General features: G+C 63.6%; 11 protein-coding genes. 7 read left to right on the top strand and 4 right to left on the bottom strand.

What is annotated here, in order from left to right; translation table 11 throughout:
- Nucleotides 1-3: 3 nt before the first annotated feature.
- The 4 genes from NE850_RS14040 to NE850_RS14025 all read right to left on the bottom strand — a co-directional run bounded on the left by NE850_RS14040 (nucleotide 4) and on the right by NE850_RS14025 (nucleotide 5616).
- The gene (locus NE850_RS14040; protein WP_310698869.1) at nucleotides 4-2394 is read right to left on the bottom strand and encodes a PIG-L family deacetylase; all 2391 of its coding nucleotides are present in this window, start codon (nucleotides 2392-2394) and stop codon (nucleotides 4-6) included.
- Nucleotides 2395-2525: 131 nt separating this feature from the next.
- A complete protein-coding gene (locus NE850_RS14035) occupies nucleotides 2526-2978 on the bottom strand; it encodes a GDP-mannose mannosyl hydrolase (protein ID WP_007179067.1) in 453 nt (150 codons plus the stop codon).
- Nucleotides 2979-3061: 83 nt separating this feature from the next.
- Complete coding sequence (locus tag NE850_RS14030) at nucleotides 3062-3211, bottom strand: hypothetical protein (protein WP_007179066.1); 150 nt, start codon at nucleotides 3209-3211, stop codon at nucleotides 3062-3064.
- Nucleotides 3212-3324: 113 nt separating this feature from the next.
- Nucleotides 3325-5616 carry a hypothetical protein gene (locus NE850_RS14025; RefSeq protein WP_165184559.1) on the bottom strand — a complete coding sequence of 764 codons (2292 nt, stop codon included), beginning with the start codon at nucleotides 5614-5616 and terminating at the stop codon, nucleotides 3325-3327.
- An 804-nt stretch (nucleotides 5617-6420) separates the two neighbouring features.
- On the opposite strand from NE850_RS14025, the gene NE850_RS14020 reads away from it, so the two are divergent.
- The 7 genes from NE850_RS14020 to NE850_RS13990 all read left to right on the top strand — a co-directional run bounded on the left by NE850_RS14020 (nucleotide 6421) and on the right by NE850_RS13990 (nucleotide 16160).
- Nucleotides 6421-7404 carry a helix-turn-helix domain-containing protein gene (locus NE850_RS14020; protein ID WP_165187327.1) on the top strand — a complete coding sequence of 328 codons (984 nt, stop codon included), beginning with the start codon at nucleotides 6421-6423 and terminating at the stop codon, nucleotides 7402-7404.
- An 88-nt stretch (nucleotides 7405-7492) separates the two neighbouring features.
- Nucleotides 7493-9061: a sugar phosphate nucleotidyltransferase gene (locus tag NE850_RS14015; protein ID WP_310698868.1), complete on the top strand. Its 1569-nt coding sequence runs from the start codon at nucleotides 7493-7495 to the stop codon at nucleotides 9059-9061.
- A 53-nt stretch (nucleotides 9062-9114) separates the two neighbouring features.
- Nucleotides 9115-10500, top strand: coding sequence for an undecaprenyl-phosphate glucose phosphotransferase (locus tag NE850_RS14010; RefSeq protein ID WP_165184564.1), 1386 nt, complete (start codon nucleotides 9115-9117; stop codon nucleotides 10498-10500).
- Nucleotides 10501-10567: 67 nt separating this feature from the next.
- Nucleotides 10568-11707, top strand: coding sequence for a polysaccharide biosynthesis/export family protein (locus NE850_RS14005; RefSeq protein WP_197740201.1), 1140 nt, complete (start codon nucleotides 10568-10570; stop codon nucleotides 11705-11707).
- A gap of 50 nt (nucleotides 11708-11757) precedes the next feature.
- Complete coding sequence (locus tag NE850_RS14000; protein ID WP_165184567.1) at nucleotides 11758-13992, top strand: polysaccharide biosynthesis tyrosine autokinase; 2235 nt, start codon at nucleotides 11758-11760, stop codon at nucleotides 13990-13992.
- Nucleotides 13993-14075: 83 nt separating this feature from the next.
- Nucleotides 14076-15194 carry a GDP-mannose 4,6-dehydratase gene (gene gmd / locus NE850_RS13995; protein ID WP_165184570.1) on the top strand — a complete coding sequence of 373 codons (1119 nt, stop codon included), beginning with the start codon at nucleotides 14076-14078 and terminating at the stop codon, nucleotides 15192-15194.
- Between the two features lie 6 nt (nucleotides 15195-15200).
- On the top strand, nucleotides 15201-16160 hold the full coding sequence (locus NE850_RS13990) for a GDP-L-fucose synthase (RefSeq protein WP_165184572.1): 960 nt from the start codon (nucleotides 15201-15203) through the stop codon (nucleotides 16158-16160).
- Nucleotides 16161-16190 lie beyond the last annotated feature (30 nt).

Raw genomic sequence — 16190 nt, 5'->3', positions numbered from 1 at the left:
ACGCTACTGCGCGAGCCGGTCGATGCGCACTGTCTCCGAGAAAAGCCCCGGCAGCTTGCCGAGTTCCTGAGCTTCGCCCAAGACGAGTCCGTTTCCTGACGGATAGCGCGACAACGCTGGCGCACCGCCGGTGAAATAGAAATCGCCGAGGGTGGCGTCGGTGCGTCGAAACAGCACGAGTGCGGTCCCCTGTTTGTCGCGCACGAATTCCGGGAAGACATCCGACCACGACAATCCATGCAATGTCGCCGCCTGAGCCGGTGTACTGCCCGCGCCGCTCATGTCGAGCGTGGCGACGTCGATCATCGCTTCTTCGCTCGATTCGTCGAGATGCGGCGTCAGCAGAATCAATGTGTTGCTGTCGCGGCCATGCACGGCGCCCATCGTCACTTTCACGAAGTCGGGGACGAAACTCGCTGGCAAGACGTTGCGCTCGCCGAGGGTCATGCGTGCACCCTCGTTGGCGACGGGAGTGAGCGCGAGGCGTCCGTTCGCGCTGTCCACCGCGACCAGCGCGGCGCGCGTGCCCGCCGTCTCACGCACCAGCAGGTTGACGTTCTGCGGCAGGCTTCTGGCCTGTGCCCAGAGCGTCGGCGCGGATCCCACCGAGCCTCCCGATCCTTGCGGCGACGCCACCCACAGATCGAGTCCGCTGTCGGTCCGCTTCTGCGCGATCAGCACGCTGGCCCGTCCCGTAGCGGTGAAGTCCGCAGCCACGTATTGCTGCGTCAGTTCCGGCCTGAATGCATTGCTCGTTTGCAGCCACAGGTGCGGTGCCTCGAAGTGGTCGCCAGCACTGCGAAGCAACCAGAACGCGGTCCCGCCCTCGCGTGCCGCGACGATCATCAGGTCCGCCTTGCCGTCGCCGTCGAAATCGCCGAGCAGGAAGCGCACGCTGTCGAAGCACAGTCTGTCGCCGGCGCAACTCGGCGCGGTGGCCTGCGGATCGAACGGCACGACGTTGGCGTACCACAGCGCGGGCGGCGACGCCTTGGCGAGCGACGCGGCATACACGTTAAAGCCCGGGCCGTCGTGTTGCCGCTGGACGTACACCACGGACTGCTCGCCCGAACCGGCGACGTCGCCCGTCATCGCCGTGGCGAGCCTCAGATCGTTCGCCTGGGTGCGTTGCGTGGTGGCCCAGCGGTAGCGCGTGGTGAGCGCGGTGCAGCCGCGCATGGTCAGCTTGCCGTCGTTTTCGCCGAGGCAGTGGCGCATCGGCGTATAGACGAGGCCGAAGTCCCACGGCGTCCAGCGCTGCGCCACGTCCCATTGATCGCAGGTCTCGGCGACCAGATAGCCGTCGCGCTCGGCAATGCATTGCGAAGTCGCGGCGCTCACGAGCGCCGCGTTGCGAGTGTTGCCGGGATAGACGGTTAGCGGATCCCATCGCCATTGCTGAGCCGGCGAACCCGTGCACGCGGCGAGTGTCGGCGCGCGTCCCGGACCGGCGGAGCTGAGGCAGCGGCTCGCCGCCGCGTTGAAGAGTTGAAGCGGATGAGACACGAAATCCGGTACGCGGCGATCGGTGCGATCGGCAAACGCATAGCGGCGCGAAATCCAGTTGCCGTCCCATTGAAACTCACCGAACACATGCGACGATTCGCTGCCGTCGATCGAAAAATAACTGGCGACGATGTCGCGCTTGCGCTGCACTTCGGCCGCGGGAAGGTTGCCCGGCCAGCCGCCGGTCGGATAGGTGACGTGATAGACGATCGGCACGCTCTTGCCGAGCGTCTGGGCGACATGGCGGGTGATACGCGCGGCGTAGATATGATCGGGGTGCTCGATAAACGGTACGGTATCCGGATTGAGCGTATAGATCAGCGTGGCCTGCGCGAGTATCGCTTTCAAGGTGGCCGACAAGGCATCGCGATCGTACTTCACGCGCACGGAGCCGTCCGCGTTCATTGGATAAGTGGAGAGCGTGGCGTGCTGTTCCCACAGCAGGCCGAGCGGTTCGCGGCCGCCGCGCACGCCGCCGCCTGGCAGGCGCAGTTCGAGCAGGCGCACTTGCGGCCTCGCCTTGAGCACCATCTGATGCACGAGCTTGCCGGCAATCGTCACGTTGGATTCGAGCCATTCGTCAGGCACGCCCGCCATGCGCGCGTAAGCGAGACGCGAAGCCCGCTCGCGGGTTTGAACGTAGGCGAAGTCCGCGCCGTTGGCGCCGCCGATCAGATGCACGGTGGTGATGCACCATCCCGCGTCGAGACGCTCGCTGATGGCGGGGTCCACGAAAAGCAGATCGTCATCGAGATGCGCGACCACGGTGACCAGCGTGCCGGCGCCGCAGTCTGCCGCGTGTGCGGATGCTGGCAGGAAGGCGAAGACGAACAGCGCGAAGCATGCAATGAATGAATCGCGAACGAGCCTGATTGCCGATGGTCGCATAGTGATTCGAGTCCTGACGATGAGCTCGAATCATACTGTAGCGGCCATAGCCGCCACGTTACCGAACTCACAATCGGCGTCACATTGCGCTCCGGCATGGACGCAGGCACGCATGCCTGCCTGCTCGCGCGTTAGCGGAAATAGGCTTTGGTGTTGTCGTGGACGTCCGCTCGCGCCAGCAGTTCCTCCGGCGCGAGCCACGCATATTCGCTGTGCTGCTCGGGGCGTCCGAGCGGCGCCGTGCCCGCGAGCGTGAGCGCATAGGCGAGCACAATGTAGTGAGTCGACACGTCCGGCTCGCCCGCGAAGTTGTCGCTGTAGTGATGTTCGAACACGCCTTCGAAGCGCGCCGTCGAGCGCGCCAGATTCGCAATGCCTAACTCCGCATCGGCGATGCGCGCGAAAGCGGCGTCGAGTGTTTCGTCTTTGTGAATGCGGCCGCCGGGAACGAACCAGGTGCCGCGAGCAGGGCGGTTACGGCGGCGGCCGATCAGCACGCGCCCGCGCGTATCGCTGACGATCAGATCGAACGCGACCAGAGGCGTGAGGCGGACCACGTCCAGGAAATCGATCTCGGTCAGCATGTCTTCTCCCGCGGTTGCCGCGCCGCTCGGGCGCGCCTGTTCTGGGCGGCTCCGAAGCGACGTCGGGCGTTCGTCACGATTCGCTAGTAGTCGCGATGGTGATCATCGTTCCGTGTGAGCCGGCCCGACACGTTCGCCAGAAAGAGCGCGAGCAGAATCGCGCCGATCGTCGCGAAGAGAAACGCGCCGATCATCGCGGCCAGTACCAGCATCATCCATGCAAGGCCGTTCATGTTTCGGCTCCGGCGTGTTGACAGCCATGCTATCGTGCCCCCGCCTGCATACTATGTGCGCCAGTAGCCGCAGAGCCTGTCACATCACGCCGAAGTATCGTCACATCGCGCCGCTAACGGGCCACATAACCCTCAGGTGTCGTGACCGCGTCCCTGAAAACGTCGGCGTTGCCGGAGACCACGTAGACCGGCGCCGGCGAGAGTTTCACGCTTGCCACGCCGTCGCGGTACGGCAAGGTCGTCGCGTTGCCCATCATGTCGAACACCGTCACTTCTCCGGTGCTGCCGGGCGCGTCGACGCGCAGCCGATAGTCCACGTTGCGGCTCGCGTCGAAACCGCTCCTGGCGCTCCATGCGTCGTTGTCATGTGTCCAGAGGGCGGTGACGATCTTGCCGCCGCCGAGCCGGCGGAACGCGTACGCGTAGACGCCTTTGGGAACGCCCTTGAGCGGGCCGAGCGTCACGGTGCCGTCGATGATGCGCGTCATCGCCGCCACTGCGAGCGCCGCGGGCTTCGGGCTGATGCGGGTCGGGCCATAAGCGCCCGTGGGATGATCGAGCTCGAAGAAAATGCCGTAGCCCGGCGCGGCGTCCGGCATATCCGCAAGATAGAACACGTAGGTCATGTCGGCGCCTTCGCCGAGCAGGATCAGATGCGTGCGCGCCGTGACCGCCGCCTGGGCATACAACACATTCGCGCCCGGATAGTTCTTGCCATACGATTCGCCGATGTCGTAGCTGATGCCGGTCTCGGTCACGAACAGCGGTGCGCCGGGTTTCAGGTACTGACGCATTTCGTGGCGCAGCGCCCGCATCGCGGCGGGCAGCGCGCCCGGCACCGTGCCCTGATTGCCGGTGTCCGTCACCCGCTCGGGCGGATGCGAGGGCGTCGTGCCGATGTCGTAATAGCCGTGAATCGTCATGCCGTCCATATAGCGGCCGATGCCAAGCGGACCGAGCTTGCGCATCCACGTCACGTTGCCTTGCACCGACGAATACGTCAGGCCCATCACCACCGCATGGGGATCCGTGTGATGGATGCCTTCCCAGACCGCCTTGTACATGGCGATGAAATTCGCGTCGGTGTCGCGCCATGGCAGACCGCCGTCGGCGTCCGGTTCCCACGTCACCTGATAGTAGTTGTCGCGCTGTTTGGGAAAGTAGGTCATGCGCACCCGATTCGACTCGGCGCCGACCCTGGCCATGTAGTCCTTCATCTGCGCGAGCGAAGTCGGCGCATAGCTGTGCGTTTCCTTGCCGGTCGGACTCGCCCACTGGGGGATGCCGTCGAGCTGGATCAGCCGCATGAGGTCGCCGCGCCGGAAAAACGGCGTGAGCTGCTTCGTCGCAGGCTCGAATGTGCCCGGTTTCTTCGGCTCTTCCATATACCAGTTGCGATTGTCGTTGACCCACGACAGGCCGAGCGCGGTGTAGACCGGCCGGTAGCCGTCGCCGTCGCAGCACTGCTGGCCGGGTGCCAGATAGGCGGCGCCCTGGCCGCCGAAGCGGTGCAGATCTTCATACGGAAAACGCACCGCGGGTAAGGCGGCGGAGGGGTCCGGCAGCACGCCGAACGTCACAATGCCCGCGGGACGCGTGCCGCGCGATTCGAGTTGGCCATGTGCGCGTTCCAGCGATGCGGACACGGCGAAGTAACCCGCCACGCTGGACGCGCAACTCAGCGTGGACAGGGTTGCGCCGGCCGCAACGGGGAAGCGTCCACTGGCGCGCACGACATTCCACGTGTCGCGTATTTGCCAGGTAAGCGTGTCGCTTTGTGTGGGGCGTGTAGCGAAAACAAGCGCGAAGGGTTTGGTCACGGCGAACAGACGGGTGCCGTCGCTGGGCGTGTCGGCTTCGAGCAGATCACCGTTCTGCGCTGTGGGCACCTGCAACGAAGGTGCCGAGCAACGCAAGCCTTGTCCGCGCGGCGCCTCCAACTCCGCGGGCGCGGCGGATTGCACCGCAGCGCCCGACGCCTTGTCCGTATTCGCGACAGGCTTCGCTGCGGGCGCTGCCGCTTGCGTCATCGCGCAGCGCTTCTCCACGCCGGGCGCCGGATCGCCGAAGACAGCGTTGTTGCACTCTGCGCTATCCGCAAACGTCTTGACGACGTGCTGCTGCACCGTGCCATACAGCACGTCGCGCGTTCCGCTGAAACGGCAGGTGCCGTATTCCGCCGCACACGGTGTCCACTTCCTGCCGTCCGCGGTGAATTCGCCCTTGCTCGCACTCACGCCATTCGCTTGCGGTGCAGCGTCTGCGGCCGCGCATCGAACGGTTGGAAGACCGAGCAGGATGATGGCTGCCGCCGAGGCAACCAGACTGACTCGCAGTCCTCGACTCACGGCGGAAAAGCCGCCGGCGCGCTTTCGCGGCGCGCGCTGTTCGCGTACATTCGACATGTGTTCCCCGTGCCGTTCGCCGTACTTCCCCCAGACGACAAACACGTCGCCCATTTGCTAGTTCACCAGGTCAGACCCGCCGGGCCGCGTCCCTTCAGCCAATGTGTTGCGGAAACCGCATAGTGTATTTCCGCAAACCGCTGGCGGAAATAGCCCGCTTCTCATCCGACACATTCCGCCACTGGCCCGTCTATTGCCGCGCGGTCTAAAGTTGTCTTATTTCGGTGTTTCACGTTTGAAACATTAATCGCCATGTTTATATTCGCGGGATCCAATAACAACCAATTAAATAATTTTGCCGCGCGCTTAAGTGCTTATATTGGATGTTCGTTTTACTTATTGCCACTCCGGAGATTTATCGTCAGAAGAAACGCGGGCTGGCGCCCGCATGGAGCAGATGCCGGCATAACGAAGCCGGCTGCGCTCATTCTGACGTTCCGGCGGGAAAAAGTCACTTCAAATCGGTTTGGCGAAGGATGGTTCGAGTTGTAACTCGGCCGTTTTCGAGTAGTCGCCGTGTGTGCGGTGCCGTACGAAATGCCAGTTTTATTTGCATTAACATTCGCAGAATGCCAATTCATTCATATGCGGAATCGGCAATTAATCCGTTGAAAAGACAGCGGTAGCGGGGTTGTTCCGAAAATCCCTGGCGGGTCACCCTGTCCATACGCCAACATGTACGCGCTTTCGGTCATGGCGGCTAAATGCTTGATTGGCGGTGACTATGATGCGCTGCACAGAGCCGGCCTCTCCGTGGCCGTCCCGGGTGAAGAGTTAGATCCGTTTTCTGGTGAGAGGATGACTATGACCTGCGCGAGTCTCGAGTCTGCAATGCTGCGCTGGGTGCACGCTCCGAACAAGGGTATGCGTCGCATCGCGATACTGATGTTCAACGACTGCTCGCTGCAGGGAGCCGGGGTCGTTGCCGAGGTGTTTCAGGCCGCGAACGAAATGGCTTCGTCCGGTTCGGGCGGCTGGTTATACGACGTTTCCTTCCTGTCGGCCGACGGCGGCATGGTGACTTCGTCATCCGCGCTGCGGGTCTGGACTGACGGACTCGACGCGCGGCATTACGGCGGTTTCGATGCGTTGTATGTGGCGGGCGGTAAGGGCGCATTCGCCGCCGCAGGCGACGAGCGGCTGATTGCGTGGCTGCGCCGCATACGCCGCAATACCGGCATGATCCGGCCGATCGCGGAAGGCCGCGCGCTGCTCGATGCGGCGTATGTGCCCGACAGCAAGGAAGCTGGCGATTCGCAGGCGCAGCCGATACCCGCGCGCCAACCTGAACAGACCGCCGACGCGGGCGATCGCCTCGAATCGATGAGAAGTGCGCTCGCCATGATCAAGCGCGATCTCGGCAGCGCCACGGCGCGCACGGTGGCCGAGCGCCTGCTGGCCGATTCGTGCTCGAATCTCGCGCCGCTGCTCGGCGAAGACGGCGGCCTGAGCCCCGGCGACAAGGTGCGCGCGGCCGCTCGCTGGCTGCAAGAAAATTGCCAGCAGGCGATTTCGATTGCCGACGCGGCGCAGTTCGCCGCCATGAGCGAGCGCAACTTTCTGCGCCGCTTCAAGATGGAAATGGGCATTACGCCCTCGAGTTTTCTGTTGCACGAGCGCCTTGCGGTGACCTGCAGCCTGTTGACCGAATCCGAATTGCCGGTCGACAAGATCGCGCGGCGTACCGGCATGGGCAATGGCGACCGCCTGGCCAAGGTGTTTCGCAAACGGATGAGAATTTCGCCGACCGAATTTCGGATTCAAAGCCGCCGACTGGTCGGCGAATAGCGCGACGGGGCCCGCCGGAGGTCCGCGCGGCAGCGTGGCATCCGGTCCGTATTTCCGCCGATCTTTGAGAATTATAAGGATTGCGAATATGTTGACTCAGGGAACTGTGAACGCCGTGTCGATCGACCCGAGCAGTGCGGGCGCCACGATGGCGAACGGGCGCTGCGCGCGCATCGTCCCGGTCATTCTGGCGGGCGGTTCGGGCACCCGGCTGTGGCCGGTGTCGCGCGAGAACTACCCGAAGCAACTGATTGACGTAGTCGGTTCCGACTCGCTGCTGCAGGCTACCGCGCGGCGTATGGACGGGTTTCCCGCCGCCTGGAAAGTGGATGCGTCGCCGGTCATCGTGTGCGGCGAGGAACACCGCTTCGTGATCGCGGAACAGCTTCATGAAAACGGCGTGGAAGCTCGTCTTATTGTCGAGCCGGCGCGACGCGATACGGCGCCGGCGCTCACGCTGGCGGCATCGCTCGCATGCGCGGACGGCGGCGACGCGATTCTCGTCGTCATGCCCGCGGATCATTCGATCGCCGACGTGCCCGCCTTGCAGGCCGCGCTCGAACGCGCGGCGCAGTATGCGGAGCAGGGTTCGATCGCGACGCTGGGCGTGCCGCCCACGCGCCCCGATACCGGCTTTGGTTATATCCGCATCGGCGCGGAACTGGCGGGCGGCGGCCATGCGATCGACGGTTTCGTCGAAAAGCCCGCGGAAGAACTCGCGGCGAAGTATGTCGCGGCGGGCATGTACTGGTGGAACAGCGGCATCTTCATCGTCCGGGCGAGCGTGTGGCTCGATACGTTGAAGCGTCTGCAGCCGGAAATGCACTCGGCCTGCGAACGCGCGTTCACCGGCGGCCGCCAGGACGGCGCGTATTTCCGGCCGCTGGTCGAAGCGTTCCTCAGTGCGCCCGCGAATTCGATCGACTACGCGGTGATGGAGCGCCTGACCGGAACGGCCGAACGGGCCGAACCGGATACGACGGACGGCGCGGCCGCAGGCATGCCGGCGCAGCCGGCCGGCGTCGTGGTCGGGCTGGCTGCCGGCTGGTCGGACCTGGGTTCCTGGGACGCAGTCTGGGCCGCAATGGAGAAAGACGCCAACGGCAACGCAGGCCGCGGCCGAGTGACGTTCGAAGGCGCGGTATCGAGCTACGCGCATTCAGAAGGGCGGCTGGTCGCCTGTGTCGGCACCACCAATGTGGTGGTGGTCGAAACCGCCGACGCGGTGCTGGTGGTCGACCGCTCGCATGTGCAGGACGTGAAGGGCCTGGTATCGCGCATCAAGGCGCAGCATGCGCCGGAGGCCGACGCGCATCGCAAGGTGCGCCGCCCGTGGGGTTTTTACGATTCGATCGACCACGGCGAGCGTTTCCAGGTCAAGCGCATTGTCGTGACGCCGGGCGCGCAACTGTCGTTGCAATTGCATCACCACCGCGCGGAACACTGGGTCGTCGTGCGCGGCACGGCGCTCGTCACGCGCGGCGACGAACAGTTCCTGTTGAGCGAAAACGAATCGACCTACATTCCGCTCGGCACCCGCCACCGGCTTGAAAACCCGGGCAAGGTGCCGCTCGAAATCATTGAAATCCAGTCAGGCGCCTATCTCGGCGAAGACGACATTGTGAGGTTCAACGACAACTACGGCCGCTGCTCCTAAACAGCACGCCGGATTCAACTGCAGACAAGAACGGCAAGAACGAGGTGACCAGAATGCGCAAGTTTCAGGATTTGCTCGCGCGAGTTTTCGATGTTGCATTGGTGTTGGCGGGGGCGGCGGTGGCGTCGCAGATCCGTTTTGATTACCTCGCTCAATCCGGGTTCTATTGGGCGCTCGTGATGTTTTCCGCTGCGTTCGCGCTGGCCATCTTTCCGGCGTTCGGCGTGTACGAATCATGGCGCGGCCGCTCCAAGCTGGTGCTGGCCGGACAGGTTTCGCTCGCGTGGCTGATGGTGCAGGGTAGCGCGCTCGTGCTGATGTATTCGCTGCATCGCATCGACTTCGTGTCGCGCTTATGGTTCTCGTACTGGACGGCGGTGACCGGCGGCCTGCTGATCGCATACCGGCTGATGACGCACGCGGTATTGGCGAGCGCACGCAGCGCCGGGATGAATCTGCACCAGGTCGCCATTGTCGGCAGCGGCTCGCAATGCGACGCGATCATCCGCCGGATCAATGCGGCGCCGACCACCGGTTTTCGCGCCACGGCCGTGTACAACGCGCGTCCCGACGTGTCGCCGGTGATCAGCCAGGGCGTGCCGGTGTTCGAGTCGGTCGAAGCGCTCGCCGTCTACATGCGGACCAACGACGTGCACGAACTGTGGCTGATGCTGTCGCTCTCCGAGGAGCCGCTGATCTGTTCGCTGGTCAGCGAATTCCGCGACGACCTCGTGAACATCCGCTTCATGCCGGACGTGCGCAGCCTCGCGCTCTTCGAGGGCAGCGGCGTGATCGATCTGCTCGGCGTGCCGGCGATCAACCTGGTGGCCTCGCCGCTGTCCGCGAGCTCGATGCTGAAGAAGGAAATCTTCGACCGCCTGTTCGCGTTGACGGCGCTGATCGCCCTTGCACCGCTCATGCTCGCAATCGCGATCGCGGTGAAGCTGTCCTCGCGCGGTCCGGTTCTGTTCAAACAGAAACGCAAAGGCGCGGACGGCCACGTATTCACGATCTACAAATTCCGCTCGATGCGTCTGCACACCGAGCAAAAAGGCACCGTCAGGCAGGCCACGCGCAACGATCCGCGCGTCACCCGGGTGGGCGCGTTCCTGCGCCGCACGAGCCTCGACGAGCTGCCGCAATTCTTCAACGTGTTGCGTGGCGACATGTCGGTCGTTGGACCGCGTCCCCATGCGCTCGAGCACGACGACCTCTATCAGAAAGTGGTCGCGGGCTATATCAATCGCTACCGGATTAAACCGGGGATCACGGGGTGGGCGCAGATCAACGGCTTTCGTGGCGAGACCGACCGCATCGAGAAGATGGAACGTCGGGTGGAACATGACTTGTATTACCTGGGACATTGGTCATTCGCACTCGACATGCGGATTATCGGCGCGACGATAGTCGCCGGACTGGTGCATCGAAACGCTTACTAAGTAGTTAACAAAACGCCAGACGCTACCTCCACCGAGGAAAAACGCCGTGGCGCAAGGAGGAAACATCATGAGCTCGCTTGGTTTACGCACGGGAAGTCTCCTGGTTTTCGCTACTGCCGCACTGCTTTCCGGATGCGGAATCGCACCGGGCCAGCGGATGGTCACGCCCGCCGCAATTCAGGACACGGGTGGTGATTACAGTACTGAAGCGAATACGCAACAGCAGATTCCGATCACCGACATCAACCTCACGTTGCTGCGCAAGATGAACCAGGCGCAGACGACCGCGCCGATGTCGCCGCAGATGCTCGCGCTGTTCGGCAAGCCGACCGCTTACAAGGTCGGCCCCGGCGACGTGCTGCAGATCGTCGTGTGGGATCACCCCGAACTTGCCGCAGCGCTCGGTCAGCCGGCGCAGAACACGAAGACGACGGACGCGGCGCCTGGCTTCCTGATCGATGAAAGCGGCGACGTGCAGTTCCCCTATGCGGGCACGGTGCACGTGGCCGGCAAGGACGTGGCCTCGATCCAGAAGGAACTGTCGCGGCGTCTGAGCAAGGTCTATCAGAAGCCGGAAGTGACGGTGCGGGTGGCGTCGTTCCGCGCGGCGCAGGTGTATGTGGACGGCGAAGTGCGCACGCCCGGCGCCCAGTCGGTCAACGACATTCCGATGTCGCTGACGACCGCGATCAGCCTGAGCGGCGGCCTTAGCCCGAATGCGGACCGCAGCCGCGTGGTGTTGATCCGCAACGGCGTGCCTTATCAGCTCAACATGGACGACCTGATCAAGCGCGGCCGCAATCCGTCGGACATCTATCTGCAACCGGGCGACATGCTGCGGGTGGCATCGCGTGAAGACAGCGGTGTCTACGTGATGGGCGAGGTCAACAAGCCGGCGACCATCCTGCCGATGCGCAACGGCTCGCTGACGCTTTCGCAAGCGATTTCCGATAGCGGCAGCTTCGACTCGAACACGGCCGCGGCCCGGCAACTGTTCGTGATCCGCAATTCGACGAGCGAAGCGCCCGAGGTGTACCACCTCGATGCTACTTCGCCGGTTTCGATGGTGCTCGCCAATCAGTTCGAACTGCAGCCGAAAGACGTGGTGTACGTCGGTCAAGGCGGACTGGTCCGCTTCAACCGTGTGTTGAACCTGCTGCTGCCGGCGATCAACGCGGCTGTAACGGGCGCCGTCCTCGCGAAATAACAACCGCACAAACGTGATCTTGAACCGCCGGGCTTTGTTGGGTGAAGAAAATGGCAATCAACTTCGAAAACCGCTATACCGACGTGTCCGGACCGGACGAGCTTCACCTCTCGGACTATCTGCGTACGATCGTGCGAGGTTGGCGCACGATCGCGATGGTGACGCTGATCGCGCTCGCGCTGGGGTGCGCGTACGCCTTCCTCGCGCCGCCGACCTACCGCGCGGATGTTCTGTTTCACGTCGAGGACAAGACGGCGAATGCCAATGCGAACGGCAAGGACTCCTTGCCGCCGCTCACCGGCATGTTCGACACCAAGCCTTCCACGGCGGCCGAGATCGAGTTGCTGAAGTCGCGGCTCGTCACGGAAGAAACCGTCAAGAAGCTGCACCTCGATATCACGGCGGGGCCGCGTTATTTTCCGATCATCGGCGGAATGATCGCGGGGTTGGTGAACGGGCAATGGGGCTTCAGGCTGCCGCAGTTCATCAACCTGTCCGGCTATGCATGGGGTGACGAGGCCATTACGGTGTCGCAGTTCGACACGTCGAAGGACATGTACGACACCACCTTCACGCTGATTGCCGGCAATGACGGCTCATACGTGCTGCGCGACAAGAACGGTATCGCGATCCTGTCGGGTAAAGTGGGCGAGACCGTGGAAACGGATACCGCCGACGGCCCGATCACGTTGCACGTGGACAAGCTGGTCGGCCCGGCCGGCTCGCGCTTCGAACTGTCGCGCGCTTCCACGCTGAGCACCGTGGACCGGCTGCAAAAGGCCCTGGTGGTGCAGGAAACCACGCTGCAATCCGGCGTGATCCGCGCGAGTCTGGAAGGCGGCGACAGCGCGCTGACCGCGGCGATCGTCAACAGCATGGCGCGCGAGTTCGTGCGCCAGGATGTCGAGAGCCGTTCGACCGAGGCCGAGCACATGCTCGCCTTTCTCGATCAGCAGTTGCCGGGCTTGCGCAAGGAACTCGACGACGCCGAGCAACGCTACAACAAGTTCCGCAACACGCACGGCACCGTCGACCTCGGTGAAGAAAGCCGCTTGCTGCTGCAACAGATCGTCGATAACAAGACCAAGCTGATGGATCTGCAGCAGCAACGCGCGGAGATGTCGCAACGCTTCACCGCGAATCACCCGGCGGTGGCCGCGCTCGACGCACAGATCGCCGCGTTGCAAGGCGCGGCGGCCAACATGAACCGCAGCGTGGCGGTCATGCCGGATACGGAGCAGACCGCATTGCGTCTGCTGCGCGACGTGCACGTCGACACGGAGCTGTACACCAATCTGCTGAACAGCGCGCAGCAACTGCGCGTGGCGAAGGCCGGGCAGGTGGGCAACGTGCGCGTGGTCGACTTCGCCGAAGCGCCCGACGAACCCGTGCGTCCGAAGCGCGTGATCGCGATCCTGATCGCGCTCGGCGGCGGCCTCGTGCTCGGTATTCTGCTGACCTTCTTCAAGCGCGCCATGTACGGCGGCGTGGAACGTCCGGACGAACTCGAAGGCATGCTCGGCGTGCCGGTGTTCGCGGTGGTGCCGCGCAGCCAGACCCAGCTGAAGCTGCAGGAGAACGTCATGCTGCGCCGTCGCGGGCTGCATGTCCTGGCACAGCAGGCGCCGGAAGACATCGCCGTGGAAGGCGTGCGCAATCTGCGCACCTCGCTGCAGCTCTCGCTCGATCACGCCGAGAACAACGTGGTGATGATCACCGGCTCACGGCCCGATTCCGGCAAGTCGTTCCTCTCGGTAAATCTTGCGGCGCTGGTGGCGTCGGCGAACAAGCGCGTGCTGATCATCGACGGCGATATGCGGCGCGGCGACGTGCACTCGCATTTCGGTATCGGTCATCAGCCGGGCCTGTCCGACGTGCTGAGCGGCGGCGACCTGAACGCGATGATCCAGCGCGACGTGCTGCCGGGCCTCGATGTGCTCGCCAAGGGCACGCTGCCTTCGCATCCGGCCGAACTGCTGATGAGCAAGCGCTTCGAAACCATGCTCGAAGAATTGAAGTCGCACTACGACCTCGTGATCGTCGATACGCCGCCGGTTCTGGCGGTGACCGATTCGACGCTGATCGGCAAATACGCGGGCACGACGCTGCTGGTGGTGCGCCACGGCCGCCATCCGCTCAACGAGGTCATGGAAACGGCCAAGCGACTGCGCAACGGCGGCGTGGCGCTCCGGGGCGTGCTGCTGACCGACGTGCCGCAGGAAGGGGCGTTCCTCGGCTCGGGTTATCAAGGCGGTTACTACGGCTACGACAGCATCGCCGGTTGAAATGGCGGCGAACGGCTGGTGGTCAGACAAGGCTCAACGAGGTTGCGGCACCAGGACTGAAAGGTTAACGAGGAGAATGCTCCATGAAACGTAAGGTCGCGCTGATCACCGGCATCACAGGACAGGACGGGTCGTATCTGGCGGAGTTGCTGCTTGCCAAGGATTACGACGTACACGGCATCAAACGCAGGTCATCCCTGTTCAATACAGACCGGATCGATCACCTGTACCGCGATCCTCACGATCCGGACCAGCGGCTCTTTCTGCATCACGCGGATCTGACCGATTCGACCAGCATCCTGCGCGTGATCCAGCGTGTCGAGCCCGACGAGATCTACAACCTCGCCGCGCAGAGCCACGTTGCGGTGTCGTTCGAGGAGCCCGAATACACCGCGAACGCGGACGGCCTCGGCGCGTTGCGGATTCTCGAAGCGATCCGGATTCTCGGGCTGCAGGAAAAGACACGCTTCTATCAGGCTTCGACCTCGGAGCTCTACGGCCTCGTGCAGCAGGTGCCGCAGTCGGAGACCACGCCGTTCTATCCGCGCAGCCCGTATGCCGTCGCCAAGCTGTTCGCGTACTGGACCACGGTCAATTATCGCGAGGCTTACGGTCTCTATGCGTGCAACGGGATTCTGTTCAATCACGAATCGCCGGTGCGCGGCGAGACGTTCGTGACGCGCAAGATTACGCGCGCTGTCGCGCGTATCGCGGTGGGCATGCAGAAGACCTTGTATCTCGGCAATCTGTCGGCGTTGCGCGACTGGGGCCATGCGCGCGATTACGTGGAGATGCAATGGCGCATGCTCCAGCAGGAGCAGCCGGAGGATTACGTGATCGCCACCGGCGTGCAATACAGCGTGCGTCAGTTCGTGCAGCACGCGGCCGCCGAGCTCGGCGTCACCGTGCGCTTCGAGGGCACCGGCGTGGATGAAATCGGCATTGTCGAGAAAGTGGAAGGGCGCGAGATCAAGATGTCGCCCGGAGACGTGATCGTGCGTGTCGATCCGCGCTACTTCCGGCCCGCCGAAGTCGAGACGCTGCTCGGCGATCCGTCCAAGGCGCATGCGAAGCTCGGCTGGCAGCCGACCACGCCGTTCGCCTCGCTGGTCAAGGAAATGGTGCGCGCGGACTATCAGATTGCCCGACGTGACGCGCTCGTCACGCTGGCCGGCTTCACGGCGCTGGAACATCACGAGTAACTTGCGATGAACAAACAAGCACGCATCTTTGTTGCGGGCCACCGGGGCATGGTCGGCTCCGCGCTCGTCAGGCGCCTTGTCGCCGACGGGTATCAGAACGTGATCACCCGTTCGCGTCAGGAGCTCGATCTGACGGATCAGGGGGCCGTGAATCGCTTCTTCGAAAGCGAAAGGATCGACGTAGTGTTGCTCGCGGCCGCGCGCGTGGGCGGCATTCTCGCGAACGCGACCCGGCCGGGTGAGTTCATCTATGAAAACCTGGTGATCGAAACCAACGTGATTCATGCGGCGTACCGCGCCAGGGTCGAGCGACTGGTGTTCTTCGGTTCCTCGTGCATCTATCCGAAGCAATGTCCGCAGCCGATCCGCGAGGAGTATCTGCTGACTTCGCCGCTGGAGCCGACCAACGACGCCTACGCGATCGCGAAGATCGCCGGCGTCAAGCTGTGCGAAGCCTACAACCGCGAGTACAACACCCAGTACGTCGCGTTGATGCCGACCAATCTGTATGGTCCGAATGACAACTACGACCTGAACAGCAGCCACGTGTTGCCGGCGCTGCTGCGCAAGGCGCACGAAGCGAAGCTGAACGGTGACCCCACGTTGTCGGTGTGGGGTTCGGGCACGCCGCGCCGCGAGTTCCTGCACGTCGACGATCTCGCCGCGGCCACGCTGTTCGTGCTCGAACACAACGTGACAGAGGGACTCTTCAACGTCGGCGTGGGTGAGGATCTGTCGATTCGCGAACTGGCCGAATGCATCTGCAAGGTGGCCGGCTTCGACGGTGAACTCGTGTTCGACACCTCGAAACCCGACGGCACACCCCGCAAGCTGCTCGACGTCTCGCGGCTCGTGCAAATGGGCTGGCAGGCAACTATCGCTCTCGAGGACGGTATCGCATCCACGTATCGGGATTTCGTCGAATCACACGCCGGTTCGACGCCCGTTGCCGCCGTCGAGGCTTAGCCGCACGAATTGACGCTTCAGCGCGGGTTT

It is taken from the genome of Paraburkholderia sp. USG1 (genome assembly GCF_031570135.1).
GTDB classification, from domain to species: Bacteria; Pseudomonadota; Gammaproteobacteria; order Burkholderiales; family Burkholderiaceae; genus Paraburkholderia; species Paraburkholderia dioscoreae.
Note: the sequence above shows the minus strand (reverse complement) of the source record. Positions and strands in the feature narration are given on the sequence as shown.